The 12,510-nt window shown below is 67.6% G+C and carries 15 protein-coding genes; 6 read left to right on the forward strand and 9 right to left on the reverse strand.

The window, feature by feature from the left end; translation table 11 throughout:
• Positions 1-14 precede the first annotated feature (14 nt).
• On the forward strand, positions 15-140 hold the full coding sequence (locus GKO32_RS39740) for a hypothetical protein (protein ID WP_281353826.1): 126 nt from the start codon (positions 15-17) through the stop codon (positions 138-140).
• A 35-nt stretch (positions 141-175) separates the two neighbouring features.
• On the forward strand, positions 176-544 hold the full coding sequence (locus GKO32_RS12085; RefSeq protein WP_312867815.1) for a hypothetical protein: 369 nt from the start codon (positions 176-178) through the stop codon (positions 542-544).
• A 13-nt stretch (positions 545-557) separates the two neighbouring features.
• On the opposite strand, the gene GKO32_RS12090 is transcribed toward GKO32_RS12085, so the two are convergent.
• From GKO32_RS12090 to GKO32_RS12105, 4 genes are all read right to left on the reverse strand, one after another.
• Positions 558-1,052, reverse strand: coding sequence for a nuclear transport factor 2 family protein (locus GKO32_RS12090; RefSeq protein WP_154756934.1), 495 nt, complete (start codon positions 1,050-1,052; stop codon positions 558-560).
• 31 nt (positions 1,053-1,083) lie between these two features.
• On the reverse strand, positions 1,084-2,280 hold the full coding sequence (locus GKO32_RS12095) for a serine hydrolase domain-containing protein (RefSeq protein WP_154756935.1): 1,197 nt from the start codon (positions 2,278-2,280) through the stop codon (positions 1,084-1,086).
• Positions 2,277-3,545 (reverse strand): FAD-dependent oxidoreductase, encoded by a 1,269-nt coding sequence (locus GKO32_RS12100; RefSeq protein WP_154756936.1) that lies wholly within the window; start codon positions 3,543-3,545, stop codon positions 2,277-2,279. Before GKO32_RS12100 ends, GKO32_RS12095 begins: the two co-directional genes overlap by 4 nt.
• An 82-nt stretch (positions 3,546-3,627) precedes the next feature.
• Positions 3,628-5,016 carry an amidohydrolase family protein gene (locus GKO32_RS12105; protein WP_154756937.1) on the reverse strand — a complete coding sequence of 463 codons (1,389 nt, stop codon included), beginning with the start codon at positions 5,014-5,016 and terminating at the stop codon, positions 3,628-3,630.
• Here GKO32_RS12105 and GKO32_RS12110 point away from each other — a divergent pair.
• Both GKO32_RS12110 and GKO32_RS12115 read left to right on the forward strand, forming a co-directional pair.
• Positions 5,015-5,242, forward strand: a complete 228-nt coding sequence (locus tag GKO32_RS12110) for a hypothetical protein (RefSeq protein ID WP_154756938.1) — start codon at positions 5,015-5,017, stop codon at positions 5,240-5,242. The two genes, GKO32_RS12105 and GKO32_RS12110, sit on opposite strands and share 2 nt — an antisense overlap.
• Entirely contained in the window at positions 5,223-5,909 is a 687-nt protein-coding gene (locus GKO32_RS12115) for a VOC family protein (RefSeq protein WP_154756939.1), read from the forward strand. The genes GKO32_RS12110 and GKO32_RS12115 overlap by 20 nt, the downstream gene beginning before the upstream one ends.
• Before the next feature lie 49 nt (positions 5,910-5,958).
• Here the strand turns inward: GKO32_RS12115 and GKO32_RS12120 are convergent, their stop codons facing one another.
• The gene (locus GKO32_RS12120) at positions 5,959-8,964 is read right to left on the reverse strand and encodes an AfsR/SARP family transcriptional regulator (protein WP_154756940.1); all 3,006 of its coding nucleotides are present in this window, start codon (positions 8,962-8,964) and stop codon (positions 5,959-5,961) included.
• A 113-nt stretch (positions 8,965-9,077) separates the two neighbouring features.
• Positions 9,078-10,100, reverse strand: coding sequence for a fumarylacetoacetate hydrolase family protein (locus GKO32_RS12125; RefSeq protein ID WP_312867816.1), 1,023 nt, complete (start codon positions 10,098-10,100; stop codon positions 9,078-9,080).
• 149 nt (positions 10,101-10,249) lie between these two features.
• Between GKO32_RS12125 and GKO32_RS38940 the strand changes: the two genes are divergently transcribed.
• Positions 10,250-10,636, forward strand: a complete 387-nt coding sequence (locus GKO32_RS38940) for a TetR-like C-terminal domain-containing protein (RefSeq protein WP_312867820.1) — start codon at positions 10,250-10,252, stop codon at positions 10,634-10,636.
• A gap of 95 nt (positions 10,637-10,731) precedes the next feature.
• Here GKO32_RS38940 and GKO32_RS38370 read toward each other — a convergent pair whose 3' ends face one another.
• Both GKO32_RS38370 and GKO32_RS38375 read right to left on the reverse strand, forming a co-directional pair.
• The gene (locus GKO32_RS38370; protein ID WP_208024381.1) at positions 10,732-11,220 is read right to left on the reverse strand and encodes a serine hydrolase; all 489 of its coding nucleotides are present in this window, start codon (positions 11,218-11,220) and stop codon (positions 10,732-10,734) included.
• A complete protein-coding gene (locus tag GKO32_RS38375; RefSeq protein WP_208024384.1) occupies positions 11,163-11,588 on the reverse strand; it encodes a serine hydrolase domain-containing protein in 426 nt (141 codons plus the stop codon). Before GKO32_RS38375 ends, GKO32_RS38370 begins: the two co-directional genes overlap by 58 nt.
• A 14-nt stretch (positions 11,589-11,602) precedes the next feature.
• Between GKO32_RS38375 and GKO32_RS12140 the strand changes: the two genes are divergently transcribed.
• The gene (locus tag GKO32_RS12140) at positions 11,603-11,965 is read left to right on the forward strand and encodes a MerR family transcriptional regulator (RefSeq protein ID WP_312867821.1); all 363 of its coding nucleotides are present in this window, start codon (positions 11,603-11,605) and stop codon (positions 11,963-11,965) included.
• Here the strand turns inward: GKO32_RS12140 and GKO32_RS40760 are convergent.
• A complete protein-coding gene (locus GKO32_RS40760; RefSeq protein ID WP_246243520.1) occupies positions 11,932-12,498 on the reverse strand; it encodes a 3,4-dihydroxy-2-butanone-4-phosphate synthase in 567 nt (188 codons plus the stop codon). The two genes, GKO32_RS12140 and GKO32_RS40760, sit on opposite strands and share 34 nt — an antisense overlap.
• Positions 12,499-12,510: the final 12 nt, after the last annotated feature.

The following is a 12,510-nucleotide window of genomic DNA, read 5'->3' on the forward strand; positions in this document are numbered from 1 at the left end:
TCCCAGGAGTCGTTATGCCTGACCTGCTCGCCACCATCCTCGCCAAAGCGGGCATGCTGCTACTCGAAGCCGTGATCGTGCGCGTCGTCCGGGAGATCTTCCTTCACGTCACCAAGCCTGCCCACACCGCGGTCGTATGAACGCCAAAAGCCCGTACCCGGGGTAGTTTTGCCGGGTGCGGCGGGAGAGCGTCTCGGTGCGGGTCGGAGGGGGCTGCCTGGTCGTGGTCAGTGCCGGGATCCTGGGCTTCGGCCTGGTCACCGCGCTGGTACCGACGTCCGGCGACGCGTTGCTGTACCGCGCTGATGGGCTGGCCTCCATCGGGGTGGGCCTGTTCGGCGGCCTCATCGCAGTGCTGCCCTTCCGCCGGCTGGAGCGGTGGGCCTGGTTCGCCTTGTGGTTCTACCCGCTGTTCTGGGCGGCACACCTGATCTTCAGTTTGCCGCCCGGCAAAGACCACATCCATCAAGTCGTGTTCATCGTCCTCTCGCTCGCCGGCCTGCTGGCCCCGGCACGGGAGTTCTTCGCCGCCAGAGCGCGGTAACCCAGAGCACACCTCAACTGCCGGCCGCCTCGACGTTCGCCGCTGCGGCGGCGTACACGCTCGATGCGTCGCCTCGCGCACCGTCGATGTGGATGAGCAGCTTCGTCATGCGCCACCCGTCTCCTCGCCTTACGAGATCAATCTCGTATCGGCCATACGCGAGGTACATCCCGTCATCGGTCTCATCGACCCAATGCGGGCAATACATGTGCGCCCTTACGTGCGCGTGGTCGCCGTCGACCTCGATGATGTGGCCCGGATTGAGGTGCGTGGTGCCCAGAAAACCGCCGTTGCGAGCGATCAGCCCCGCCATGAACTCGTCGACAGGCTGGGGCTCGGCGACCTTCTCCATGACCGTCGCCGCATCGATCAGGAACTGATCGTCGAGGACGTCGCGCACGGCCGCCCAATCCTTCACGTCCAACGCCATGAAGTACCGGTGGATCGTGTCGGAAATGAGGCTGCGGTCATAGAGGTACGCGATCTTTTCTGCTGTGCTGAGTCCCATGAACGGCCTCCTGGTGTCGGCGCGGGCGTGGTCAGTCGATGACAGCGGCGAGGGCGAGATCGGACAAGCGCCGCAGCCGGGTGAAATGCGCGAGCCCCTCGAGCAGACCCGCGGAGAGGAAGATGAACGTCAGTTCGCGCTCCGGGTCGATCATCCACATCGTCGATCCCGAGCCGACGGAGCCGAAGGCGCGTTCGGAGGCCGTGAAACCGAAAGGCGACAGGTAGTCACCGACCCCGCGCACATATCCACCACCGTAGGTGAAGTTGGCCGGGAACTCCGCGATGCGACGAGCCTCCTTGTTGAAGTCCCAGAAGTCGTTCGGCTTGTCTCCGGTGTGGTTCCGGTACGCGTAGTCGACGATCGCCGGGGAGAGCAGCCTGGTCTGCCCCAGGCTGCCGCGACGTCGCAGCACCTCCGTGAAGGTCAGCACGTCGCGTATCGTGCTGAAGGCCATGCCGGCGGGCAGCTCGAAGTTCTCGTCGACGATGTCGTTGAGCGACTCCATGACACTCACCTCCGCGGCCCCCGGCGTCAGCTCGGCCATGCGAAGCGGCACGCGGCGTGGGTCGTCGAGAGCGAGTCCGAATGAGCTGTCCGCCATGCCGAGCGGCTCGAAGAGGTCCTCGCGACCGATGTCGAGGAATCGCCGTCCACCGGCATCGATCCGGCGCACTACTTCGCCGAGGATGCCGTAGCTGGCGAACGGGTTGTAGACCACTCGCTCGCCCGGCCGGTTGGCGAGCTGTTGGGCGCACACCGCCGCCGTCATCTTCTCGAGATCCCCCCAATCAGGACCCCACTGGTACGGCGGCGGTGGGACGAAACCAGCCCAGGTCCCCCCGGTATGGGTCAGCAGCTGCGCCACCGTGACGTCCTGCTTGCCGCGCACGGCGAACTCGGGGATGACATCCGCGATCCTCGTCGTGAATTCCAGCTGCCCGCGGTCGATGGCCATGAGGACGAGAGCCGCCGTGTATGCCTTTCCCGTTGACATCAGCAGGAAGATGTCATCGACTGCGGCCTCACGACCACGTGCGAGGTCGGTGTGGCCGATCGTTTCCAGGTAGCCGATACGGCCACCGCGCGCCACGAGCAGCACCGCTCCGTGGTGGCGACCGGAGGCGACGTCTCTGCGGACCGCGTCGCCCAAGCGGGTCAGCGCGCCCACGTCGAACCCCAGTTCGCCCGGCTCTTCGACGTCCAGTTCCTCGGCCACTACTCTCATGAATTCTTTCCTGTCGTCGACTCGGTTGATGCCGGCTTCGTACCCGGGGCGGCCGGCATCCGCTTGCCCAGCTCCGCGACCATCGCGAACGCACCCGTCAGTGCGTCCCCGTACTGCTTGGCGAGCTGCTTGCGAAGGAAGGGTGTGCGATCGAGCAGCAGGTCCCGGACAACTCGCTTGACCGGGTTCGTCGTGTGCATCAGCTGTCCCATCATGTACGCGAACGCGACCACGGCGTCGGTCTCCGGTTTCCGGTCCGCCTCGTACTTCGCGAGCACCGGGGACAATTCCGCGAGGTTCGACAAGTCGACGCCGGCGAGCGTGCAAGCCAGATAGAAGCCGTCCACGATCGCCATTCCGGCGCCGTATCCCGCGTACGGGTTGGTCGCGTGGGCAGCGTCTCCCATGACGGCGATACGGCCTTTCACCCACGAGGGCAGGGCATCCCGGTCACGGATGACCCAGGGCACGAAATGCTCCAACGGTGTGCTCCTGATCATCTCGGGCACCGGATAGGCGACGCCATCGGCGATCGCCATGACCCGCTCCTTGATGGCCTCCGGTTCCGGCATGGACGATCTCGAGTCACGGCGCTCCATGACCCACCAGTGCCAGCCCTTCTGGCCGTGATACTCCATCGGCGTATACCCGCATTGGTAACCCCGCGGATCCAACGACATCCGCGCCATCGAGCGGTCCCGGAAGGACTCGAAGGTGTGCCCCAGCCACACCGTCAGGTGGTTGTCACGGATTGGCCTGTCGCCCTCGAGGTACTTCCGGACCACCGAGTGCAGTCCGTCCGCGCCGATGATCAGGTCCGCCTCGAATGCGGTGCCGTCCTCGAAATGGGCCGTGGCGCCCGAGTCGTCCTGTGACACGCCGACGCATCGCTTACCGGACTGGATCAACCCGGGCGGCAGCGCCTGGTGGAGCTCCTCGTAGAGAGCCGATCGCATGGCCCCCAACCACAACGGGGTGTCGATCGTCTTGTCGACCTTGGTCGGGTACGCCCCGATGACGCGTCCGTCGGGACGGGTGAAGACGGGGACCGCGGGCGAGCCGAGTGACCCGATGTCGATGCCGAGGATCTCCAGGGCCTTCAGCGGCGGCGGCCACAGCGCGATGCCCGCCCCGACCGGCTTGACCTCCGGCCAGCGCTCGAACACCGTGACGTCGTGCCCGACCCGGGACAAACCCAGCGCCGCGCTGAGACCTCCGGGGCCCGCGCCGATGATGGCGACCCTCTTACCTTCAGCTCTTACCATGTGGCCTCTCCTCGTGCGGACGGCTCTGTCGCAACGGCGTAGACGCTATGAGCCGCACGAAAAGCCTGGCGAAATGCGCGCATCAGTCGCGGGCAACGAGGAGGCCTTCGGCGAAGCGAGACCCGATGCGGGTGAGCAGCCGGTCGTGGCAATGCCGGGCGCGGTCGGCCAACGCATCGAGGTCGGTGTCGACCAGCGCGAAGTCCCTCTTCACGATCCGTCCCCGGACCATGACGAGCTCGACGTTGCCCGGGTTGGCACCCATGACGACGCTCCCGGTCGGGTAGCTGACGGGCGCCAGATTCGCACTCCTCGCATCGAGTGCCACGATGTCCGCTTCCTTGCCCACCTCCAGCGTGCCGGTGCGGTCGAGCAGACCGTTCGCCCGTGCGCCCTCCATGGTCGCGAACCGCAGCACGTCACGCGTGCTGAGCGGCAAGCTGAGCGGGTTCGATCCCGAGGCGATGGCGGCCGCGTTGACCTCGCCGCGAACACTCGACAACGCCGCCCTCATGACGCTGAACATTTCGCCGCTGATGTTGAAACAGGTGTCCACCGACAGGCTCGGCCTGATCCCGAGCGCGAGGAGCCGTCGGATCGCTATCGGACCGATGGCCATGTGGAGCTCGAGCTCGGGCGCGACCGAGACGGTGCCCCCGCTCTCGGCTATCAAGGCCAGCTCACGATCACTCAGCGAGTTGCAGTGCACCCAGGTGGTGTCCGGCGTCAGGCCGGCCGCGGATCGTTGCTTCTCGACGGGCCCGACCTTCGCCCAGTTGGCGTTGCCGACGTGGATGCTCGTTCGCAGTCCCAGCTCCCGGGCTTGACGGGCCTCGGCGGCGATGACTTCTTCGGTGGCGACCTCACCCCCTCGCGCGGCCATGGCGAGACGAGTGAGCTGATCGTCGGAGGGGTAGTACTGCTCCCGCAACCGGCGGATGTCGTCCGACGGAGGGGTCCGTCCGGCACCGGGCCCCGTCTCGAGGAACTCGCTGAGCACGGTCATCGACTGCCCGTATCCGAGAATCGACCGCGCGCCGGAGTCGCGGTGCGCGGCGACAGCCGCGTCACTGTGCTCGGGCGTGAGGTGATTGTGGTTCCAGTCGAAAATCTGGGTGCATCCTCCGTCGAGCGCCTCGGCCAGACCGATGCGCAGCGCGACGTACATGTCCTCGGCCGTGTATGACGGACCGAGCTTCCCCCACATATCGCGGACGTAGTTCTCGATGGTCCAGTCCGCACCGGCATACCGGAACAACGACTGCCACAGGTGCCGGTGTGTGTCGACGAATCCCGGAGTCAGCACGCGACCGTTCATGTCGAGGACCTCGCAGGCGGCAGGATCGACGACGATATCCGGCCCCATGGCCGCGATCACGCCGTTGTCGACCAGGACGTCGCACACCGCGGACTCGGCCTGCGCCGGGTCGACCGGCACGACCGTACCGCCGCGCAGCAGGGTTTTTGTCATGGCAACGACGCTAATCCCGCGCCCGCAAATGCACGACAAACCGCGGGTGGGACCTCGAGCTCCACCGTGCGGGTTCCGCGAGCCGTTCGAGCACCGTCACGGCTACGACGTCTTCCACTTCGGCCAGAAGACGGAGCCGTTCTCGCTGCTGAACCTGGAGATCCCGGTCATCGTCGCGATCAACGGCCCCCTGCCCTGGCGACGGCGTGCACACGCTGTTCCGTGAGCTACTGGGCCACAACCGCGGCAAGTACTTCCTGCTGACCGGCGAGACCCTGGATGCCCGGCAATGCCTCGATCTCGGGCTGGTCAGCGAAGTCGTCCCCAGGACAAGCTCCTCGAGCGAGCCTGGGAAATCGCCGAAACGATCTTCATGGCGCGCAACCGCATCCAACGCCGCGTCACCCGATCGCTTCTCGTCCAGCCCTGGCCAAGGAAGCCGGCTTCGACATCTCGAACGTCAAGCAGGCCGGCTCGTGACCCGCATCCACCACGCCAACATCCGGGTTTCCGATCCGCGGGCCAGCCTGAACTTCTACTGCGCAGTCGGCCTTGACGTCGTTGGCTGCATGCGGATGCCGGGGCTCTGCACCGTGTACCTCGGCGCGCCCCATGGCGACGCGGTTCTCGAGTTCTCGGTCAACGAGACCGGTGATCCCGGATGGTCGACCGCACCGGGAACGGGACACCTCGCGCTGGCCGTCGACGACCTCGATGCGACGATCAAAAAGCTTGCGGCGCAAGGCATCGAGCCCGAGGGACCGGCGTACCACCCGGGCGGACGGCAAGAGGCGCGGGTCGCCTTCTACCGTGACCCGGACGGCAATCGCGTCGAGATCGTGAACGGCGAATTCCCTCCGCCGAAGGACGTGTTGCCGGACGGGCTGGTCTGAGCGATGACACCCGCCGAAGCTCACCACGCTCCGGGTGTCGCCGTCACGATCAGACGCGCAGGTCGTCGAGAAGCCTGCGGGTCGAGCCGCTCGGCACGGCCGGCACCTCTGCCAGTGCCTTCTCACACTGCCGGAACAAGGAGATCACCCGATCGCCGTCGCCGACCGCGGCAGCGATCCGCATCGCCAGGCGCCACGCGCGCTCCCGGTACCGGTCGGCCGCGAGGACCTCCCTCACCAGGACATGAGCCACTCCCAGCTGGTTCGCCGCGAACGCCGCTTCCGCCGCCGCGAAACGGATGTCGACCACGAGGTCCTGCCACACCGCCCGCTGCCCGATGGCCCACATCGATCGCGCGGACGCGAGGAATTCGCCGCCCGTCACTTCCGCCAGCAGTCTTTGCGCGAGCTCCAGCCGCTGCCGGCCGTTGACGTCGCGCAACCGGCGATAGGCGCTCTGGGCTTCCACGAAGTCGCTCGTCAGCTCGCCGAACGTCCACGTCACGCGCTCCGCGTCGACCTCGATGCACTGCCCACCGGGAAACACCTCGCGCACGGCGCTGACAGCCATCCGCAGGTATGCCTGTGCGGCCTTGTCGCTCTTGCTCTCGAACAGTGCGCCGATCAGCTCTGCCCGCAGGGCGCTGCCACCGCTCATCGCCAGATAGGACAACAGCTCGACCGTCTTCAGCAGCTTCAGTTCGTGGAACCGGCCCCCGATCTCCAGCCCCAGCGGCGGCGTCTCCCGAACCCTGATGAGGGCCGCATCCGGCACGTCCGGCCGCATCTCTGCCTGCACCAGAAGCGTGCGTCCCAGATCGCGCCACGGCCCGTCCGAATCCACCTCGGCATCGAGCCGGCGCGACAGCACGGCGGGGAATTCCGCCAAGGCACGGCCGATGAGGTGCATCGAACCGATCTGCCGCGACACCGACAGCGCCAGGTCGGCGGCGTCATCGGCGCCGGACTCGTTGTTGACCCGCCACTCCGCCTCCGAGAGGTAGACAGCCGCGGTCGGGAGGAACAGCCGGCGATCCCACCGCCGCATGAGTCCAACGGCTTCCCGGAGGTGGGCCACCGCGTCGTGCTCACGTTCCTCGAGGAGCGCGATCAACCCGCGCCACAGCTCAAGTTGCTCCACCACCCGCACCCGGTCGAGGGCTGTCGGCTCACGTTCCACGGCGCGCAGCGCCGCGGCGGCTTGGGCGGGGTCCTTCTGGAACCTGAGGGCGAGCATCGCCTCCGTGAGCAGGGCGAAGATGCGGAACAGCGGCGCGTCCGTGCGCGCGAGGCGGTCACGGCCGTCGATGAGGGCCGCCCAGGCATCCTCAGGACGACCGCACTCGGCGAGGAGCTCTGCGGTGAGCCGGGTGCCCGTCCACCCGTGCGACGACTCTCCCGCGACGGCCAGCGCCTCCTCCAGGCGTCCCAGACCGGTCAATGCACCGAGCCGGCTCAACCGGACCGCGGTCATCGCGGATGGCGAGCGGTGCAAGAGCTGCTCGAATCGACCGTGCGCCAGGTCCACCCGGGCGAGCAGCCCGTCGATTTCCGTGCCCGAGTCCGCGGGACGATCCCGGTAGTGGGTCGGGTCATTGATGAGCTCGACGCCGATGCAGAAGCGGATGACATCGATGCGGGCGTCGGACGGTGCCGAGTCGAGCAACCGGCCGGCGTCGTCGAGACGTCCCACCAGGAAGTAACACCAAGCCATCACCCCGAGCATGCGGGAGTCGATCGTGGGTCCGCCGGTCGACGACCCGGCGAGGCGGAGCATCCGGTCGGCTGCCTCGGCGCCCGCACCGTACTCCTCACGCTCCAACGCGACGAGCATCTGCGCCGCGGTCAGCTCCGGTGACTCCTCCACGCGCCACCGCCGGAAAGCGGCGAGCCACCGGTCAGCGACATCGAGATCGAGTCGGCGGGTGACGTCGAGGATCACCGTCTTCGCCAGGTCCTCGGCCCGCGCGACGTCGCCGGCGGCGATGAGCTCATCGACGGCGTCCTCGATCTGGCCCTCGTCCGCCAGCAGGTCGCCGTGGGCCTGCCGGATGGTCTGCTGGTCGGCGTGGCCGAGCTCGAGGAACCGGCTGAGGAGGTACTCGCGAAAGCGCGGGTGAGCTCGCATCGACAGGGATTGATGATCCAGTTCCACCGGCAGGTGCATCTCGGCAAGCTCCGCCAGCAGGGTCCCTCCGTCGTTGAACCCCAGCGCGGCCGCACGGGCCGGCGTCACCTCGGTCAGCACCGACGTCGAAATCAGGAACGACCGCAGGCGACCCGGCAGCCCGGACATGATCTCGGTGGACAGGTAACTGTGCAGCGGGTCGACCTCGCCGCCCGTTCCGTGCACGTGCTGCTCCGACGTCCACGAGCCGAACAGGATGCCCGCTGCCCACCCTCCCGTGGCGGCCACCGCCACCTGTGGATCGACCTCGGGCCGTGAGATCGCTTCCAGAGCCTCGCGAGCCTCGTCCACGGTGAAAGCCAAGTCCTGCTCGACGACCGTTCCGACCAGTCCGCCCAGCTCTTCGCGCGACAACAAGAGCTGCATCTCCACGCGGGAGATGACGACGACACGGGCCCCGCCCGGGAGATGACGGATGAACGAGCTGAGGACAGCTCGCGCTCCGGCCGAGGCGACGACCTTCTCAGCCTCGTCGAGGACGATGACCAACCTCCGGGGACCGACGGCCTCGGCGAGCAACGCGGCCGTCTCGACGTGCCCGACCTCGTCCCCGAACGCAGCCTCCACGACCGGCGGGATCGACCCGTCGGTGGCGCGCAGGACCGCCTCGAGGTAGATCAACAATCGCCCGGCGGCGCGCTCGGACACATCGAGACGCAGCCAGCAGCTCAGCCGGTCAAGACCCGGGAGAGCTTGGGCGACGGCCGTGGTCTTACCGGATCCCGCCGTCGCGGTGACCATCAGGACCGTGTGCGCCGAGAGCCGGTCGTGGATCAGGTCGATGACCCGCTGCCGAGGCCGTACGTCGTCACCGAGGTGGGGAGGCCGAAGCCGCGCCGCCACAAGACGCATGCCCTGATCGGTCACTGGTGTCGCCTCTCGACGTCGTCATCGAGAACCTGTCCGCACTCCGGCTCGATTGCACCAGTCAGCCATGGCCTACGCAAATAAAAGCGAAATCTCGCCCTTTGCCGGGGCGGTCAGGCGAGGAAGTGGTGCTCGGCCGAGCGCCCATCCGCGGTCCGCATACGCGGTCGGGCGGGCGAGGCGTTCGGCTGTGGCCGACCGAGCCGGTTGCAGGTCTCCCCCAGCCCCTCGATGGCCAGGACGATCTCATCACCGGGCGACAACTCACGTCCCAGCTCGATGGAGGAGCCGCCATTGCAGGTTCCGCTGCCGAGCAGCGTGCCGGCGGGAAGGCGTTCACCCTGCGAGGCCCACGACACGATCTCGGCCACCGACCAGATCATGCGATCGCTCGTCGTCTCGCACCACGTGTCCCCGTTGACCCGCACGCTCATGGCGAGACGCTCACCGGACAGCTCGTCGAGCGATACGACCACGGGTCCGGACACGCACGCGAAGTGCTTGCCTTTCGACGGGCCCAGGCCCCCCGACATCTCCCGTCCCTGGATGTCACGAGCGCTGACGTCGTTCAGGATCGTCAAGCCCAGCACGTGGTCCAGCGCCTCGTCCGGCGTGACGTCGTGAGTGGTCTTGCCGAGCACGATGCCCAACTCCACCTCGTAGTCCAGGCGCTGCGAATAGGAGGGCCACGGAATCTCGTCGAACGGTCCGATGAAGGACCGGGGATCGCCTGCGTAACAGACCGGCAATTCGTACATGATCTCGGGCACGGGCTTGCCCTGCCACTCGTAGCCGAATCGGAAATGCTCCTCGAAGACCATGAAGTCGCGGTAACTCGCCGGGTCGAGCGCGTTGGTGAGTTCGAGTGGACCATCCCAGACCGCACCCCGGCTCAGATCCACCACAGCACGGGACGCGAGTTCGAGAAAACCGGTGCCGCCCCGCAGCGCCGACGAAAGGCTCCCGGGCACCCAGGCGGTGGCCAGTTCAGCCGCGCGATCATTCTCCGCACCGTTGCGGAGGAGATCGTCTCGTACCCAGCTACGAAGGTCCATCCACGGCCCATCGCCCGTCGACACGAGGACGCGGTGCTCGGTGCTGCCGAAACTGTCCACCACTGCGCGCGCAAACTTCACGACCGGCTCCTGTCCCGCGACCGCACGCACGGTACATCCGTGGTGCTCTCAAGGGACCAGCGTGCGCGCATCCGCGCAAAGGCGGGCGAAACCGTCTGTTCAAGCCTCGACACTCGCCAGGTCCGGAGGCACGTATCGGGGTCGCGGAGATCGACACCGGGTGCACCTACTGTGATCTTGTCGGCCATCTCGAGGCGCTCCGCATCGGGATGGCCGACCCGGCCTTTCGCAACGTGCTCCCGGCCTTGACAGCCGACCTGGCGGACGATGAGGAATTGCGGAAGAACTTCCTTACCGTGGTCTGGGAACCCCGCCGGGAGGCCTGCGTCGGATCACTGCGGAAGGGTGAGGCGCGGGGTGATATCCGCCCCGGGCTCGACATCGATTTGCTCATAGACCTGTTCGCCGCGCCCGTCGTGTTCCGCGTGCTGTTCGGGCACCGGGAACTCGACCAGAAGTTCGTGCGGGAGGTCGTGAGCGCTGCGCTGTCCGGAGTGGGCATGGCCGAGGACGGCTTCTGCGCCCACACCGGCTGAGCACGGTCAGGATGGGATACCCAAGGCGCGGTAGATGGCGCTGCTGTAGGCCGCGGCCCGTGGTGAGCCAAGGATGTCGGCACCCATGTTGTTCATCACGTAACTGATGGTGGCCTTGCGTTGGTCTGCTCGTCGAAGATGACCTCGATGGTGGCGGGTTTGAGAAGCCGCCCGTTACCGGAGGCGCCGGAGCGGGCGATCGGGGCCAGGATGTCCCCCAGCGAGGCGGCGTTCCCGTCCCCGTTGGCCGCCCCCGGCTCGGCGGCCCGCCAGGACGGGGAGTTGGCCGCCTCCGCGCTGAACGAGGGACCGGTGAACGTCTTGTATGCGACGGTGTCCCCGTCCAATGTGGACGGATCGAAATCGAGGGCCGGGGTGAGGACATCGGCCACCCGGTGGACATCGCCGTCCCGCAGGCCGATCTGGAAGTCGACACCCAGCGGCTTGGCGATGGACCCGCGCACGAACTCGCGCAGTGACATCCCGGTCAAGTGGTGCACGAGCTCGCCGATCAAGCGGCCGTAGTTCAACACGTGATAGCCGGACGCCGAGCCGGGACGCCACCAGGGCGCCTGGGCGGCCATCCTCGCGGCGGGGTCCGCACGTCGTAAAGGTCCTCCAGCCGCGCGGGTTGCCGCAGCCCCGAGACACCCGAGCTGTGGGACAGCAAGTGCCGTACCTCGACCTGTCCCTTGCCCTTCACGGCGAACTCGGGCCAGTAACGGGCAACCGGCGCATAGACGTCCAGTTCGCCGGCATCGACGAGGAGCAGCGCGGCCAGGCTCGTCACGGTTTTCGTGATCGACCAGACATGGGTGACCGTGTCCCGGCGCCATGGCCGGATGCGCGCCGCGTCACGGTACCCACCCCGCAGGTCGACCACCCGGTCGCCGTCCGCGTCGACGACCAGCGACACGCCCACCTCGGCCCCGGCACCCAGTTGACCCGCCACAGCATCCCGGACGTATCGGTGAGCTCGCGGCACGGGCGGGTGTTTCGACCCGTCAGGTACGTTTCTACGAAGCCAAGGAGTTGATCACCTCGGTACGGAGCCCGAACAACTACCGCGACTACGACGAGACCGCCCTGGGCCCCGTTCAGCAAATCCGAGAGTTGCTGAACGCGGGCCTTTCGACAGACGTCATCCGCGCGATACTGCCCTGCCTGAACTCACCGCGTGATCCGATCGTTTTCGAAGGCGTCACCGCCGACACGATCGCAACGCTGCAACGCGAGCGAGACAGGCTGACCGAACGCATCGACATTCTGACCCGCAACCGGAACGCGGTCACCGCCTACCTGGCGGAGCTGCGCAAGCGCGCGAACTGAGCGTGGCCCGCGGCCAGGCTCGGCTCCACGGGCGGTGTGGACCGGGCGCTCCCGCGAAACGAAGGTCGCCCAGGCGCCGGCGGCGCCAAGCTCAGCGGAGCGGGCCAGATCGACCGCGAGTTCAGGAATCCCCGGCCGGGTGCAGCACTCCCCCTTCCCGGGCGCGCACCGGCACCACGTGACCCGGCCGCACGAACTCGTCCACCCCCCGCGCCGGGTGAGGCCGACGCCGCGATGGTCAGGGCCCGGTCCCGCGCCGAGATACCGGTACCGGTCCCGCAGGCGTCCACGGTCACCCGGTAGGCAGGGCCGAATCTGTCGCGGCCACCGAGCATCGGTGGCAGGTGCAGGCGATCGCACGTCGGCCCAGGCAGCGCGACGCACAGGAATCCGGACGTGTGCCGGACGGTGAACGCCACCAGTTCCGGGGTCGCGCGGGCGGCCGCGAAGACCAGGGCTCCCTCGCCTTCCCGGCCGACCGCCACCACCGGGCGCCTGGACGCGATCGCGTCGATCGCGTGTTGGACCGTCATCGCTGCTGTGAC

Origin of the sequence: Amycolatopsis pithecellobii (assembly GCF_009707865.1) — a bacterium.
In the GTDB taxonomy this organism is placed as follows: Bacteria; Actinomycetota; Actinomycetes; order Mycobacteriales; family Pseudonocardiaceae; genus Amycolatopsis_E; species Amycolatopsis_E pithecellobii.

Bases quoted from the DNA above. Each gene is read 5' to 3' on its own strand.
- GKO32_RS39740 (WP_281353826.1), top strand. From the start codon at position 15: ATGCCTGACCTGCTCGCCACCATCCTCGCCAAAGCGGGCATGCTGCTA.
- GKO32_RS12090 (WP_154756934.1), bottom strand. From the start codon at position 1,052: ATGGGACTCAGCACAGCAGAAAAGATCGCGTACCTCTATGACCGCAGC.
- GKO32_RS12095 (WP_154756935.1), bottom strand. From the start codon at position 2,280: ATGAGAGTAGTGGCCGAGGAACTGGACGTCGAAGAGCCGGGCGAACTG.
- GKO32_RS12100 (WP_154756936.1), bottom strand. From the start codon at position 3,545: ATGGTAAGAGCTGAAGGTAAGAGGGTCGCCATCATCGGCGCGGGCCCC.
- GKO32_RS12110 (WP_154756938.1), top strand. From the start codon at position 5,015: ATGGCAACGACGCTAATCCCGCGCCCGCAAATGCACGACAAACCGCGG.
- GKO32_RS12105 (WP_154756937.1), bottom strand. From the start codon at position 5,016: ATGACAAAAACCCTGCTGCGCGGCGGTACGGTCGTGCCGGTCGACCCG.
- GKO32_RS38370 (WP_208024381.1), bottom strand. From the start codon at position 11,220: ATGGCCGCCCAGGCGCCCTGGTGGCGTCCCGGCTCGGCGTCCGGCTAT.
- GKO32_RS40760 (WP_246243520.1), bottom strand. From the start codon at position 12,498: ATGACGGTCCAACACGCGATCGACGCGATCGCGTCCAGGCGCCCGGTG.